This window comes from Solwaraspora sp. WMMD937, assembly GCF_029581175.1.
Lineage (GTDB): Bacteria > Actinomycetota > Actinomycetes > Mycobacteriales > Micromonosporaceae > Micromonospora_E.
Genome location: NZ_CP120738.1, coordinates 5,136,352 through 5,150,838, shown reverse-complemented (window position 1 = coordinate 5,150,838; position 14,487 = coordinate 5,136,352). Strand labels below are relative to the sequence as shown.

The 14,487-nt window shown below is 71.0% G+C and carries 12 protein-coding genes and 1 pseudogene; 10 read left to right on the top strand and 3 right to left on the bottom strand.

The genetic code is table 11. The features are described from left to right. Positions 1-4 precede the first annotated feature (4 nt). From O7621_RS22745 to O7621_RS22700, 10 genes are all read left to right on the top strand, one after another. A complete protein-coding gene (locus O7621_RS22745; RefSeq protein ID WP_282231140.1) occupies positions 5-319 on the top strand; it encodes an acyl carrier protein in 315 nt (104 codons plus the stop codon). Between the two features lie 2 nt (positions 320-321). After that, positions 322-1,179 (top strand): alpha/beta hydrolase, encoded by an 858-nt coding sequence (locus tag O7621_RS22740; protein WP_282234691.1) that lies wholly within the window; start codon positions 322-324, stop codon positions 1,177-1,179. Positions 1,180-1,206: 27 nt separating this feature from the next. After that, on the top strand, positions 1,207-2,169 hold the full coding sequence (locus O7621_RS22735) for a sulfotransferase domain-containing protein (protein WP_282231139.1): 963 nt from the start codon (positions 1,207-1,209) through the stop codon (positions 2,167-2,169). Positions 2,170-2,219: 50 nt separating this feature from the next. After that, positions 2,220-4,103: a hypothetical protein gene (locus tag O7621_RS22730; protein ID WP_282231138.1), complete on the top strand. Its 1,884-nt coding sequence runs from the start codon at positions 2,220-2,222 to the stop codon at positions 4,101-4,103. 16 nt (positions 4,104-4,119) lie between these two features. Further along, complete coding sequence (locus O7621_RS22725) at positions 4,120-5,127, top strand: alpha/beta fold hydrolase (RefSeq protein WP_282231137.1); 1,008 nt, start codon at positions 4,120-4,122, stop codon at positions 5,125-5,127. Between the two features lie 12 nt (positions 5,128-5,139). Continuing rightward, positions 5,140-6,390, top strand: coding sequence for an ABC transporter ATP-binding protein (locus O7621_RS22720; RefSeq protein ID WP_282231136.1), 1,251 nt, complete (start codon positions 5,140-5,142; stop codon positions 6,388-6,390). Next, positions 6,387-7,223, top strand: coding sequence for an ABC transporter permease (locus tag O7621_RS22715; protein ID WP_282231135.1), 837 nt, complete (start codon positions 6,387-6,389; stop codon positions 7,221-7,223). Before O7621_RS22720 ends, O7621_RS22715 begins: the two co-directional genes overlap by 4 nt. A gap of 285 nt (positions 7,224-7,508) precedes the next feature. Continuing rightward, positions 7,509-9,506 (top strand): cytochrome c oxidase subunit I, encoded by a 1,998-nt coding sequence (gene ctaD, locus O7621_RS22710; protein ID WP_348775257.1) that lies wholly within the window; start codon positions 7,509-7,511, stop codon positions 9,504-9,506. Between the two features lie 125 nt (positions 9,507-9,631). Further along, the gene (locus O7621_RS22705) at positions 9,632-10,141 is read left to right on the top strand and encodes a hypothetical protein (protein WP_282231134.1); all 510 of its coding nucleotides are present in this window, start codon (positions 9,632-9,634) and stop codon (positions 10,139-10,141) included. Between the two features lie 160 nt (positions 10,142-10,301). After that, a complete protein-coding gene (locus tag O7621_RS22700; RefSeq protein ID WP_282231133.1) occupies positions 10,302-11,051 on the top strand; it encodes a CDP-alcohol phosphatidyltransferase family protein in 750 nt (249 codons plus the stop codon). Here O7621_RS22700 and O7621_RS22695 read toward each other — a convergent pair. The 3 genes and pseudogenes from O7621_RS22695 to O7621_RS22685 form a co-directional block, all read right to left on the bottom strand. After that, positions 11,040-11,843, bottom strand: a complete 804-nt coding sequence (locus O7621_RS22695; RefSeq protein ID WP_282231132.1) for an FkbM family methyltransferase — start codon at positions 11,841-11,843, stop codon at positions 11,040-11,042. The genes O7621_RS22700 and O7621_RS22695 overlap by 12 nt on opposite strands. Then, positions 11,840-12,397: a GNAT family N-acetyltransferase gene (locus O7621_RS22690; protein WP_282234690.1), complete on the bottom strand. Its 558-nt coding sequence runs from the start codon at positions 12,395-12,397 to the stop codon at positions 11,840-11,842. The genes O7621_RS22695 and O7621_RS22690 overlap by 4 nt, the downstream gene beginning before the upstream one ends. Positions 12,398-12,460: 63 nt before the next feature. Beyond that, positions 12,461-14,467 (bottom strand): annotated as a pseudogene (locus O7621_RS22685) (penicillin acylase family protein); the annotation flags it as partial. Positions 14,468-14,487 lie beyond the last annotated feature (20 nt).

Sequence of the window (14,487 nt, the reverse complement as noted above, 5' to 3'; positions counted from 1 at the left end):
CATCATGCCCGCCGACCACGACACCATCCTGACGGAGATCTCGCAGATGCTGCGCGCGGTGCTGCCCGGCATCGATCCGGACGAGGAAATCACGATGGACACCAGCTTCCGGGATGACCTGGAGATGGAGAGCATCGACGTCATCTCGCTCGCCGGGCGGCTGCAGGCCCGGTACGGCGACTCGGTCAACTTCGCCCAGTTCGTTGCGGGGCTCGACGTGGACTCGCTGCGCGCGCTGCGGGTCGGCGAACTGGTGGAGCACATCGCCGCCGCGCTGGACAGCCCGCCGGCCAGCGTGGCGCAGGTGGCCGGCCAGTGACGATGCTCCAGGTCAACGGCCTGGTGACGCATGTCCAGGAACTCCCACCGGTGGCCGCCGACGCCGCCGCCGGGGGAGTAGCCGCAGCGGCGGCCGGTCCGGCCGCCGAAGCTACGGCCGGCCGACCGGTCGCGGTCCTGATCCACGGTATCGGGCCGGACAGCCTGGCCAGCTGGTATCTCAGCCTGGCACATCCACTGGCCGACGCCGGATTCCGGGTGATCATGTACGACCTGCGGGGCCACGGACGGACCGAGCGGCCGCCGGCCGGCTACCGGTTGGACGACCTGGTCGACGATCTGGCCGCGCTGCTGGAGCGGCTCGGGGTCGACACACCGGTGCATCTGCTGGGCAACTCGCTGGGCGGTTCCATCGCCTTCGGGTACGCGGCCCGGCATCCGGACCGGGTCGCCTCGCTGGTCGCGGTGGAGTCGGCCCCGGCCACCGCCCAGTGGCTCGCCCGGGTGGGCCGGCAACTGGTCCGGGCCGCGCAGCCCGACGGCGACGGTGACTCGCTGTTGGCGACCCGTGGGGGTGAGCGTGGCGCCCGCTACACCGCGGCGGTCCGCCGGCTCGTCGCCACCACCACCGCCGGCCGGGACCTGCCGGCCAGCACACCCGCCGACCCGGCTGCGGTACGGGCGATCACCTGCCCGGTGCTCGGCGTCTTCGGTGGCGACTCGTCCGCCGCCGATCTGGCGCCGGCGCTGGTCGAACTGCTGCCACAGACCGAGCTGGTGGTGGTTCCCGGGCACCGGCACGCGGTGCTGGTCACCGCCCGCGACCAGGTCCGGCGCCAGGTGTTGCCCTGGCTTGCCCGGCAAATCGCCGACACCGGTCGGCCCGCCCTGCGCGGCTGACGTCGTCGTTTTCACCAGGAGGTTTCGATGCAGTTCGAGGCGCCCGGACGGGCGATCATCATCAGCAGCGGGCGGTGTGGTTCCACCCTGCTGTCCGACCTGATCGTCGAGGAGCCGGCGACCCTGTCCGTCCAGGAGTTCTTCATGGCCACCCCGTCGTGGGCGAAGGCCGGCGAGCCGATCACCGGGGCGGCGTACTGGCAGGTGCTGAGCAGCCCGAAGCCGGAGCTGACCACGCTGTTCGCCATCGGCCTGCCGCCGAAGGAGGTGCGTTACCCGGCAGACGGCAGATGGGCCGGTAACCTGACCGAGCTGCCGCAACTGCTGGCGATCACCCTGCCGAAGCTCACCGACGACCCGGACGGTCTGTTCGACCAGCTCGCCGGCCAGGTGCCGAACTTCCCGGAGCAGTCGTTCGGTGACCATCACCGGATGTTCCTGGACCTGCTCACCCGGTTGACCGGCCGGCGGCGTTGGGTGGAGCGGTCAGGCGGGTCCAGCCAGATCGCCCCGTACCTGCTGCGGTCGTTCGCGGACACCCGGATCGTCTACCTGACCCGCAACTGGGCGGACACCGCCCGGTCAATGAGCCGGCACTCGTCGTTCCAGCTCATCCAGCTGCGCCTGGAGTTCGTCTCCCGGTGCGGCGTGGACCCCTTCCAGATGGGCCCAGACCAGCGGGTGCCGGCCGAGCTCGAGCACCTGCTACCCGGCCGGATCACCGCCGACCTGCTTCGCGAGCGGGGCGAAGACAGCACCCGCTACCTCGGGCTCTGCGCGTTCATGGCGGCGCAGGCCGAGCAGGCGCTCGCCGACAATCCGCCGGCGCACCTGCTCACCATGACCTACGAGGACCTGGTTGCCGACCCGGAGCCGCAACTGGCCCGGCTCGGTGAGTTCCTGGAGTTCGACGACCCGTCCGGTTGGGCCCGACAGGTCGCCGGCCGGGTGGGCAAGGGTGGCTCGGTACGGCAGACCGCCGCCGTGTGACCCGGAGCCAATCCGCACCAGTCAACCACAGTAGAGGGAGAGAGTGTTTGATGCGTAGGTTGCGCCCATCCGCGAGCCGGTCGGTCGCCGCCGCCGTGCTCGCCGGGCTGCTTCTGGCCGCCGGCCCGGCCGCCGCCGGCCCGGCCGCCGCCGCACCGGTGGCCGGTGCCGAGTCGGCAGCCACCACCGACGGCAGGCACGGTGGACACCACGGCGGGACCCGCTACCAGAGCACGCTGTTGGCCAAGGCACCGGCGGACGAGTGTTTCGTCGACATCGGTGTCGACTACCCGGCCGGGCCGCCGTGCGAGGCCGGCCAGCCCAAGGTCAACCAGTCGTACGTCTGGGGGCTGACCCGCTACAAGCACCGGCTGTGGTTCGGCACTGGGGCCAACATCAACTGTATGACCAGCGGCAACAACCTGCGCAACACGGAGCCGACACGCAACGACGACTGGGTTTGCGAGTACGGTCAGAGCGAGATTGCCCGCCGCAACCCGCAGTTGCCGCCGACCCTCGGTGACCACCGTACTCCCCGGCTCTACACGTATGACACGAAGAGCCGACAGATGATCGAGCGTACCGATGCGGTCCGTGCCGCCTCAGCGGACGACGCGAACCGGTTGACCACGACCGCCGGTATCCGTGCGGCAGGAAACCACCGCGGCGTGGTGCTGCTTGGCGGTCCCGCGCTCGGTGCAACGCTCAACCTGTTTGCGTTCGACGCCGACACGGGCGCATTCCTCGGCTCGCGCAACTTCACCGAGTACGGCAACATCCGGCATTTCCTAGTCGCCGACGGCGAGCTCTACACCGGCGTCGGGGTGGGCCCCAATGGCGGTGAACGCGGCCTCGTGCTGCGCTGGACAGGAAGCAAGTCGGACCCGTTCAGCTTCACCGAGGTGGCGAACCTACCAGCGCAGGCGGTGGACCTGACCGTGCATAAGGGGCGGATCTTCGTTACCACCTGGGTCGGTGTGGAGGCCGATGTGGCCACCGTAGCCGGTCCGGCGTCAGCCACTGCGGACATCGCCGACATGCCGACGGCTGACGATCCGAGTCCGCCGAATGTCGCCGGGGTCTGGATGAGCCCGAAGCTGTCTGACAACGGGCCGGGCCTGGACGGCCGCGACGCCGACGGGTGGACCCGGGTGTGGAGCGTGCTGGAGTACGAGCCGGATCCGATCGTCGCCCGTACCTACGGGCTGGGAGGGCTCGCGTCCTACGGTGGCTACCTCTACTGGGGGACCATGCACGTGCCCTTCAAAGCGACGACGGTGCACCTGGCGGCGTACCCGCCGACCGACGAGCAGGGGGTACGGGACTCGGTGCGCAACACCCAGCGTGCCATCGGCATCTTCCGGGGCAGCTTCGGCCACCGTCATCACCACGGCCAGGGCCAGGGCGGTGGCGGCCACGGCGACCGGGTCGACCTGCTCTACGGCACCAGTGAGCTACCGGCCTACGACCCGGTGGCCGGCGTCTGGGCCAGCACGTCGACCGGGTACACCCCGCTCTACGGGGCGTCCGGGTTCGACAACCCGACGCTCAACTACACCTGGAGGATGGTCGTCGCCGGTGGCCGGCTCTACGTCGGCACGATGGACTGGAGCTACCTGGCGAAGGAACTGCAGCAGGAGGAGCCGGTGCCGCCGGCCGACGTCGCCCGTGGCGGTGACGACGATGAGGAGGAGGAGCTGGCCTTCGGCGCCGATCTCTGGGTCTTCGAGTCGCCGCACCGGCCGGCCAAGATGGTGGACAACGCCGGGCTCGGGAACTACCTCAATTACGGCGTCCGTAGCATGGTGGTGGACGGGTCCACGGTATACCTCGGTATGGCCAACCCGATGAATCTGCGGACAGATCCGACAGATGACGTCCCCGAGGGCGGCTGGGAGTTACTCAAGTTGACTCCGAAACACCACCACCACTAAGAGAAGCAGGTGAGCGATGTCGCGGTTCCGGCGCCGGTCGGCGGTTCTGGTCGTCACGGGGGTCCTCGGGACACTCGTCGCAGGCTGCACGTCGGCGCCGGACCCGGCACCGCCGACATCGAGCACCGCCCCGCCGGCCACGGACGGCGGGGCGGTCGCTCCGGTCGACACCCCGCCGGTCGGCTCGTCGGCCGGGTCGATCACCGTCGACGGCTACGAGCGGACCTACCGGGTGTACCGCCCGGCCGACGTCGCCGAGACGACGCCTGCCCCGGTCGTCGTCATGCTGCACGGTCTGCTCGGCAGCGGCCGGCAGGCCGAATCCTGGTACGGCTGGAACGCCGTAGCCGATCAGCACGGCTTTGTGGTGGTCTATCCGGACTCCCGTAACCGGGCGTGGGCGGTGACCGAGGAGTGCTGCGGCGCTGCGGCCCGCGACGGTGTCGACGACGTGGGGTTCGTCCTCGCCCTGGTGGAGTCGCTCGGGCAGCGGCTTTCCTTCGACCCCGACCGGCACTACGTCGCTGGCATATCCAACGGCGGCATGCTCGCCTATCGGATCGCCTGCGACAGTTCGATGTTCGCCGCGGTGACCGGGGTGGCGACGACCATGCTCGGCGACTGCCCGGCCCCGGAGCCGATCTCCGTGCTGCACATCCACGGCACCGGCGACGAGACGATCCCGTACACCGGCGGGCCGGGGCGCCGCGACGGTGCCGGCAACGGCCGGGTGCCGGACAAGGTCGACGGCCCCGCCGTACCGGATCTGGTGGGCCGGTGGCGACAGGTCGACGAGTGCGGCGCCGCGCGGACCGCCACTGAGAGGAGTGTCACCACCTCGGTGGCGGACTGTCCGGCCGGCCGCGGCGTCACCCTGATAACCATCGACGGCGCTGGGCACCAGTGGCCCGGCTCCGAGATGACCGCGGCGGGCCGGCTGCTCGGCCTGGACCAGCCCTCCACCGCACTGGACGCCACCGCGACCAGCTGGCAGTTCTTCGCCTCGCATCCCAGACCCGCCTGAGCAGGAGAGCAGATGTCCAGTACCGGCACCCACCCGTTGGTTGACGATCCGGCCGCCGATGCGGCATCAGCCGTCCCGGCACCGGGCGGCCCGTCCGGCTCCGGCCCGGCGGTCGAGGTCGTCGACCTGGTCAAGCGGTATCCGGGCCAGGACCACAACGCCATCGACTCGCTGTCGTTCGCGGTCCGACCCGGTGAGGTCTTCGGTCTGCTGGGGCCCAACGGTGCTGGCAAATCGACAACGGTGGGCGTGCTCACCACTACGATCCGGGCCAGCTCGGGCACGGCGCGGGTGGACGGCGTCGACGTCGTCCGGCACCCGGTGGCGGCCCGGACCCGGTTCGCCGTGGTGCCGCAGTACAACAACCTGGACCGGGCGTTGACGCCCCGGCAGAACCTGCTCAGCCACGCCGCGTACCACGGGGTGCCCCGGGCCGAGCGGCGCCGCCGGGCCGACCAGCTGCTGACCGAGTTCGGGCTGGACAAGCAGGCCGACTCGCGGGTCGACTTCTTCTCCGGCGGGATGGCTCAGCGCCTGATGATCGCCCGGGCGCTGATGCACGACCCCCGGGTGGTCTTCCTCGACGAGCCGACCAACGGGCTGGAGCCGCAGGCCCGGCTGCTGATCCGGACCCGGATCCGGCAGCTGCGCGAGCGTGGGGTGACCGTCGTGCTGACCAGCCACGAGATGACCGAGGTGGCGGAGCTGGCCGACCGGGTGGCGATCGTCGACCACGGCCGGTTGCTCACCCTGGACACCCCGGCCAACCTGGTACGCGGCGTCGCCGGTCGGGCGGTGCTGGACCTTGCCCTGCGCCCCGGGCCGGGTGACGGTGCGACTGATCTGCTCGCCGCACTCACCGCGCTCGACGGGGTCCGTACCGGGGAGGTCACCACCGGCGGCGCGGCTGTCCCCGCCCCGGCGGGTCGCGGCGGTCCGGGGCTCGCCGGGCTGGCCGCCGATCCGCGGATCGCGGCCCGGATCGCCGCGGCCAAGGCCGATCCGCGCAAGGCCGCGAAGCTCGCTGCGGCCCGCAACGATCCACGGTTCGCCGCGCTGTTCGCCGCCGCACCGGCCGCTGCGGCCGACGGACCGGGGGGCGAGATCCGGCTGCGGCTGCACCTCGACGCCGACCCCGCCGCCGTGCTCGGTCCGGCGTTGACGGTGTTGACCGGCCGCGCGGCCCAGCTGACCGACGTGCACATCGGCAAGCCCGGCCTGGAGGACATCTTCCTGAGCCTGACCGGTAAGGAGATCCGTTGAGCCTGGCCGAGGTCACCCCCGTACCGTCGTCGGAGACCACCGTGCCGGCCGCGCCGCCGCGACCACCGGTGGCGCGGGCCTTCGGCGCGATCCTGTGGCGGGACCTGTTCGTCGCCGGCAAGGACATCTGGTTCGTCCTCGCACAGGTGCTGATGACCCCGCTGTTCATGCTGTTCATCTTCACCCGGGTGCTGACCATGCAGGGCATCGTCGGCGCCGGGTTCGCCGACATCCTGCTGCCCGGTACGGTCGCCCTCGCCACCTTCACCACCGCGCTGCAGAGCGTGGCGGTGCCACTGGTCAAGGAGTTCGGCTTCACCCGGGAGATCGAGGACCGGCTGCTGTCGCCGCTACCGACGGCGCTGGTGGCGGTCGGCAAGCTGATGGTCGCCACGCTCCGTGGCCTGTTCGCGGCGGTGGTGGTCTACCCGCTCGGCGCGCTGGTCGTCGGGTCCGCACCTGGCGGCTGGTCGGCGCTGCCACTGTCTTTGGTGGTGGTGCTGCTGGCCGGCTGGGTCGGCGCGGCCCTGGGCATGACCCTGGCGACGGTGCTGCCGTTGCAGCGCATCCAGGCCACCTTCTCGCTGTTCGTCACCCCGATCATCTGGACCGGCTGTGTGCACTATCCGTGGCAGCGGCTGGCCGAGATGCCGTGGTTCCAGGTGGCGACCGCGGCGAACCCGATGACGTACGCCGCGGAGGCGCTCCGCGCGGCGATGGCGCCGCACGTGACCCACCTGCCGATCGGTCTGTGCCTGCTGGTCCTGTCGGGGGTCGCGGCAGTGGCCACCGCCGCCGCGTTGCGGGCCTTTGCCCGGCGTGCCGTGCGGTGACGTCACGCCGCACGTCGGCGGGCGGCCGGCTACCCGGCGGTCCGCGCGGTCATTCGATCCGGTAGTCCCGCCGGGCGGTCCCGCTCCAGCGGCACGTGGGCCATCACGGCCCGGAGCATCGGCCATCCGGCGGCGAGCTGTCCGACCCAGTCGACCTCGGTGTCCGTGTCGGCCCGGCCGGCCTTGAGGTCGGCCAGGCTCCGACCCGACTGATCCGGATTTACCGCCTCAACCGACGATTTATCAAGTTACCGTCGGTTGACGTGCTGGGCGGGAAGGGCGGCCATGACGGAGCAGACCACGACGGTGGGTACGGCACAGCCGGCCCCGCCGCGCCCGGTGGAGTTGGGAGCCGACGGTGCCACCCCCGGCCCGGTCCGCGCCGCGGTACCGGGCAACTCGCTGGCCCGGCTGCTGCGGACCACCGACGCCAAGCAGATCGGACTGTTGTACCTCGGCACGTCCTTCGGCTACTTCGTGGCGGGCGGCGTCATGGCCCTGCTGATGCGGGCCGAGTTGGCCCGGCCCGGCATGCAGTTCCTCTCGCCGGAGCAGTACAACCAACTGTTCACCATGCACGGCACGATCATGATGCTGCTGTTCGCCACCCCGCTGGTGTTCGGGTTCGCCAACTACCTGGTGCCGTTGCAGATCGGCGCTCCGGATGTGTCGTTTCCCCGGCTCAACGCGCTGGCGTACTGGCTCTATCTGCTCGGTGGGCTGCTGGTCATGGGGGGATTTCTGACGCCCGGCGGCGCTCCCGACTTCGGCTGGTTCGCCTACACCCCGTTGAGCCGGATGGAGCACACCCCGGGCGTCGGCGCCAACATGTGGATCGTCGGCCTGGTCGTCTCCGGCCTCGGCACCATCCTCGGCTCGGTCAACCTGATCGCCACCATCATCACCCTGCGCGCGCCGGGAATGACGATGTTCCGGATGCCGATCTTCACCTGGAACATTCTGATCACCGCCCTGCTGGTGGTCCTGGTGTTCCCGCTGCTGGCGGCGGCGCTGCTGGCGTTGCTGGCGGACCGGCTGCTCGGCGCTCACGTGTACGCACCGCAGACCGGCGGCCCGATGCTGTGGCAGCATCTGTTCTGGTTCTTCGGCCATCCCGAGGTGTACATCGTCGCCCTGCCGTTCTTCGGCATCATCAGCGAGGTCATCCCGGTCTTCGCCCGCAAGCCAATCTTCGGCTACAAAGGCCTGGTGGCTGCGACGATCGCGATCGCCGCGTTGTCAATGAGTGTCTGGGCGCACCACATGTTCGGCACCGGGCAGGTTCTGCTGCCGTTCTTCGCCATGCTCAGCTTCCTGATCGCGGTCCCTACCGGGATCAAGTTCTTCAACTGGATCGGCACCATGTGGAAGGGGCAGTTGACGTTCGAGACGCCGATGCTTTTCTCCGTCGGATTCCTGGTGACCTTCCTGCTCGGCGGGCTGACCGGAGTGCTGCTGGCCAGTCCGCCGATCGACTTCCACGTCACCGACACCTACTTCGTCGTGGCCCACTTCCACTACGTTCTGTTCGGTACGATCGTATTCGCGGCGTTCGCTGGAATCTATTTCTGGTTCCCGAAGATGACCGGCCGACTGCTCGACGAAGGGCTCGGCAAGGCGCATTTCTGGACAATGTTCATCGGCTTCCACGCCACCTTTCTGGTCCAGCACTGGCTCGGCAGTGAGGGCTTTCCTCGCCGGTACGCCGACTATCTGCCGACCGACGGCTTCACCGTCCTGAACACGATCGCCACCATTGGATCGTTCATCCTCGGGGCGTCCACGCTGTTCTTCTTCTGGAACGTGTGGAAGTCGTACCGATTCGGCGAGCAGGTGAGCGTGCACGACCCGTGGGGGTTCGGCAACTCGTTGGAGTGGGCGACCACCTGTCCGCCGCCGCTGCGTAACTTCGACCGGTTGCCCCGGATCAGGTCCGAACGCCCGGCCTTCGAGGCCAAGTACGGCCTGTTCGTCGCGGATCTCGGTCGTGACCTGCCGCAACGGGACACCGAGCCGCCGCAGCACCTCGTCGACGAACTACACCGTGATCCGGCCGCCCACCGGATCGTCCCGCGCGGTCCGGCGCAGGGTCCGACCGACATCGCCACCTTCGTGCCGGACCCGGTGTCCGGTGCCCGGGCCGTCCAGGTGCCCCGGCCGGAACAGGTCCGCCGGCCCAGTTTCGAGCAGACCACCGAACCGGAGGACACCCTCGGTGCGCAACGTGGTCCGCAGGAACGACGGTGGCGGCTTCCGTCCGCGGACGAGGACGAGGACTCCTGACCGACTCAGCGACACGCGCGCCGCCCGGCGGTCGCCGGGTGGCGGCTGCCGTACCGGTTCCTGGTGGGTTAGCCTCCGATCCCTGGTCGCCATGACTGCCGTGGAACCGCCGAGGAGGCGTAGACATGTTCGAGGAAGTCGCGGGAATCCCCGCCCATCCACTGCTGCTGCATGCGGCAGTGGTCTTCGTCCCGCTGCTGGCGTTGCTGGCGGTCGGGTACGCCCTGGTCCCGTTCATCCGTGCGCACACCCGGTGGGTGCTGGCCGTGCTGGCCGTTGTCACGCCGATCGCAGCCCTGGTCACCAAGCTTTCCGGCGACGCGTTTCTGAGCCGGATGGACACGGCCGGCCGGATCACCGAGAGTTTCCGACCGGTGATCGAGGAGCACGAACAACTGGGGAACCTGACCCTGATCGCGTCGATCGTGCTGGCGCTCGCCACCTTGGCCCTGGTCTACCTGGTCGGTCCCCGGGTCGCCGCGGCCGCGCACAGCACGACCGTCACCGGCGCCCGCGGTAACGGGGCGCTTGCCCTGGTGGTGAAGGGTCTGGTCGTCGTCACCGCCGGGGTGAGCCTCTACTTCGTGGTGCGGGCCGGCGACTCGGGGGCCAAAGCCGTCTGGACTGGCTACTGATCGTCACCAAGTGCTGGTTGGCTGCGCCGGCCGCCACAGTATCCGGATGCCGACTTGAAATTCCGGCCCGGCCAGTGAACTCTTCGCACTGAATCGCCGTTGGTGGGGATATGGGCACTGGGGCGTACCACACCGGTGGCTATTCGGTGACGGAGGAAAAGTGACGGTAAGTGCGCGTAGTGAAGCTGTTCGGTCGGTACATGCGCCGAGTATCGGGCTGCTCGCCCAGATCACGGCCCTGCTGATCCTGGCGGCGACCAGTGGCCTCGGCGTGGCCGGCTGGTCGGCCGGACTGGTCTACGGCCTGGCGACCTGGGCGCTGCTCATCCGGGCGATGCAGCAGCCCGAGGTGGCCGGCTGGGGTCCGGCGGACAGCGTCACCCTGGCCCGGGGCACCCTGGTCGGCGCCGTGACCGCGCTGGTCGCCGACTCGTTCGTCGGTCCGGCTCCGGTCGCGCTGCTGGTGACCCTGGCCGCAGTGGCTTTGGCGCTCGACGGCGTAGACGGCCAGGTGGCCCGCCGGACCGGCACCTGCTCGCGGCTCGGCGCCCGGTTCGACATGGAAACCGACTCGGCGCTGGTCCTGGTGCTCAGCGTGTTCGTGGCCGCGTCGGTCGGCTGGTGGGTGCTGGCGATCGGGGTCTTCCGCTACGTGTTCGGCGCCGCCGCCCGGTTGCTGCCCTGGCTGCGGGCGCCGCTACCGCCCCGGTTCAGCCGCAAGACGGTGGCCGCCACCCAGGGCGCAGTGCTGGTGCTGGCCGCCGCCGGGATCGCGCCGCCGGCGCTGGTCACCGCGTTGGTCGCCGGCGTGCTGGCCGCGCTGCTCTGGTCGTTCGGGCGGGACGTGCACTGGCTGTGGCGCGGCCGCGAACCGCAGGTCGACCGGTGGCAGGCGGAGCTAGCCGGCTGACCCGCCCGGCAGCACCGCGTAGACGTCGCCCGAGTTGGCCGCGTGCGGCAACGACCGAACATGATCGGTCATCTCCGCTTCCGACACCCAGCGTCCGAAGATCAGCCGCTGGCTCTCACCCAACGCGACGTCGAACCGGTAGTCGCCGAGCCCAGCCAACCGCCGCAGACAGCGCAGCGCCGTGTCCCGCTGGATCGTGGTGAACTCGAAGGACAGCGCCGGCAGCGGCCTGGACAACCCGGCGAGCACGGTCTCCTCGAATCCCTCGACGTCGATCTTGACGAACGTCGGCCGGCCGTACTCGGCGACCAGTTGGTCCAGGGTCGTCGCCGGCACCTCGATCTCGCCGTCCCAGACCTGGTCCGACCAGCCGGCGGCACCGTCGGCGGCACTCACGAAGTCGGCCGACGCGGTGGAGACCGTGGGGTTGGCCGAGTTGATGTACATCCGTACCGCTCCGGCGGTGTCACCGCACGCCGCCGGCAGGACGGTCACCGCCGGATCGTCCGCGTAGACCAGCCGTACCGCGCGGGCACACAACGGCTGCGGCTCCACCGCCACCACCCGCGCGCCCAACCGCCGGAAGCTGCCGACCCGGTCGCCCACGTGCGCACCGATGTCGAAGACCAGATCGCCCGGCGCGATGAACCGCCGGTAGAGCAGGTCCATGGCGGCGTCCCGGTCCGGATCGCCGTAGTAGTACTCCAGCGACCGGCGCAACCCGGCGAGCTGCGGATCGGCGGCCAGCACCCGGGACGGCACAGCGGTGCGTGGCTGGTCAGCGGCGGTCACCGGCCGATGGTACGCCGCCCGGGTGCTTGCCTGGCGGTGAACGCCTCCCGAGTCAGGAACGCCAGCTGAGCACGCTTGTCGGCCAACACCAGCTCCACGTCGAACTCGAAGCCCAGCCGCTTCCAGCGGCGCAGCGCCCGGTCGTTGCGAACGTCCGGCTCGATGACGATCCGTCGCCGGCCCGGGTCGGCGAACAGGTGGCGGGTGAACGCGTCCGCCACCGCGCCGGTGAACCCGGCGACCGGCCGCCGGGCCGGAGCGAGGAACAGATGGATCCCGATGTCACCGTCGCGCACCGGGTAGTGCTCGCCGAGCGGGTCCTCGGCCGGCAGGTAGGTCTGGAAGATGCCGACCGGCTCGTCGTCGACGGTCATCAGGTACGCGTGGTGTGAGTCGAGACCGTCGAGGAACCGGTAGACGTCGCCCACCTGTTCTCGGGTGTGCCCGGTCATCCCCCAATACCGGGCCCGCGGCGCGGTGACCCAGCCGTGCAGCAGGTCGAGGTCCTCGGCGGGGTCCAGCACCACCAGGCTGAACCGGCCGATGCCGGACAGCTGTTCGACGTACACGCTCGGTCGTACCGTCCCGCCGGGGCCGGTGGTCCACCGTACCGGCGCGACCGGGACCAGTTGACCCGCCGTCCACCGTGGCAGCTGGTCGGCGAAGTGCCGGTGACCGGGCCGTCCCGAGGCACCGAACGGCACCACCCAGCGGCTCGCCGACGGGTCGGCGAGGTCCCAGACGTAGCGGGCCACCGGCCCGCGCCAGCAGACGTCGGAGACACCGGGCACGCTGGAGGTGGCCAGGACGCTGCCGGTGTCGCCGTCGAGCGGGACCGGGCCGCCGAGCGCGTCGGTGGCCGGGTCGGCGGCGCCGGGCAGCACCCGTACCGGGTGCAGCAGGTGCCGGTCGCCCCACCGAATCGGCGGCGGCCCGTCGGCCACCTCGATCAGCGCGGCCACCGCGCAGCGGCCCGGGTCGCCACCCAGCCGGGGCAGCCCGTCTACCAGCCGGTCCAGCGCCAGCCCGATCCGGCCCACCGGGTCGGTCCACGGGGCGAACAGTTCGTCGAAGCCGGGTTCGGCGTGCAGCGGCCGCAGGCAGGGCTCGGCGGACAGCCGGTGGACCAACGCGGCCCGCCACACGGCGAACAGCCCGGCGTCGGCGCTGTCGGCCGCCATCCGACCGTCCCACTCGAGCAGTTTCTCGCGCAGCTGTCGGACCGGCCCGGGCTGGTCGGTCAGGTCGAGGCCGCGTAGCAGCCGGCGCAGCCCGGCCGTTGGCACCAGGGTGTCCATGTGCACCGACTCGGGCGCGGCCCCGCTGTCGTACAGCTGGCGGATCCGCCGGGCCCGGTGCGGTGGGGCGAAGTCGACGCCGAGGTCCGCCGTGTCGCCGCCGCGCCGGTCGTTGGCATTGACCACCACGTCGGACACGTCGGCGGCGGGCAGGGCGGCGTACCCGGGTCGCCAGGCGTACCGGGGTGCCCAGCCGGGCACCGGCACCTGCCGGCACCGGTCGTCGCGCACCGGCACCCGGCCGGCGACCAGCCGCCGTACCGCGCCGGTACGGTCGGCGACCAGCACGCTGTTGACCGGCTCCACCCAGTGCCGCAGTGCCCGTTCCACGTCGCCGACCCGGCGGGCGCGCAGCAGCGGCAGCAGCGCGTCGAAGCCCAGCGCCCCGCCGACCCGGCTCGGTGTCCGCAGGCTGATCGCCTCACCGGTGCGTCGGTCCACGTCGATCACCGGCCCGCGCGGAGTCTCGACCACCTCGACCGGCACCGGGTCGGCGTCGCGTACCGCGATCAGCTCGGTGTGCGCCGGCACCGGGGCCCAGCCGTCGACCTGGCGGACCAGCACCCGTCCGTCGACCCGGCGCAGCTGTTCGCGGTACAGGTCCTGGTAGTCGGCCATGGCGTTGGTGATCGCCCAGGCGACGTCGCCGGCGTGACCGAAGTGTGGTAGCCCCGGTACGCCGGGGAAGGCGAACCCGAAGACGTCGAATTCGGGGCAGGTCAGCTGTACCTGCTGGTAGACGTTGGGCAGCTCCAGGATCCGGTGCGGGTCGCCGGCGATGACCGGGGATCCGGTGCCGCTGTGCCGTCCGGTCACCGCCCAGGCGTTGCTGCCCGACGACGCGGGCGGCTCCATGGCGAACAGGTCGACCGCGGCCGGACCGAGGGTGGCGGTGACGTGCGCCCGCCACAGCTTGTTGCCGAAGGTGCCGAACAGCACGTGCTGCACCAGGAACACGCCGAGCGGGGTCCACGGCCGCCAGGTGCCGGCGGTGGTGGCGGTGGCGGCGAACTCGGGTGCCGCGACGGCGCCCTCGGCGAGACCGTCGTTGACGCCGTCGACGTACGCGCCCACCCAGCGGCGGGTCGCCGGGTCCAGCCGGTGGAAGCAGCGTTCAGCGGTGTCGTCGAGGCGGATCCGGCGGGCGAACCGGTCCCAGCCGACCTCGGTCGGGCCGAGCCGGCTGGCCAGCGCGCCCTCTGAGCGCCACCGCTCGACCTCAATCTGCCAGGCCCGGTCGGTGGCGGCGGTGTGCCCCTGCAGGTAGGCGAGGTCGTCGACGTCGGCCGCCCACAGGTGCGGTACGCCGTACCCGTCCCGGTACACCCGCCCGGACCGAGCGGTGC

Coding starts and splice junctions, on each gene's coding strand:
- O7621_RS22725 (WP_282231137.1), top strand. CDS start 4,120: ATGTCGCGGTTCCGGCGCCGGTCGGCGGTTCTGGTCGTCACGGGGGTC.
- O7621_RS22745 (WP_282231140.1), top strand. CDS start 5: ATGCCCGCCGACCACGACACCATCCTGACGGAGATCTCGCAGATGCTG.
- O7621_RS22730 (WP_282231138.1), top strand. CDS start 2,220: ATGCGTAGGTTGCGCCCATCCGCGAGCCGGTCGGTCGCCGCCGCCGTG.
- O7621_RS22705 (WP_282231134.1), top strand. CDS start 9,632: ATGTTCGAGGAAGTCGCGGGAATCCCCGCCCATCCACTGCTGCTGCAT.
- O7621_RS22740 (WP_282234691.1), top strand. CDS start 322: ATGCTCCAGGTCAACGGCCTGGTGACGCATGTCCAGGAACTCCCACCG.
- O7621_RS22720 (WP_282231136.1), top strand. CDS start 5,140: ATGTCCAGTACCGGCACCCACCCGTTGGTTGACGATCCGGCCGCCGAT.
- O7621_RS22735 (WP_282231139.1), top strand. CDS start 1,207: ATGCAGTTCGAGGCGCCCGGACGGGCGATCATCATCAGCAGCGGGCGG.
- ctaD (WP_348775257.1), top strand. CDS start 7,509: ATGACGGAGCAGACCACGACGGTGGGTACGGCACAGCCGGCCCCGCCG.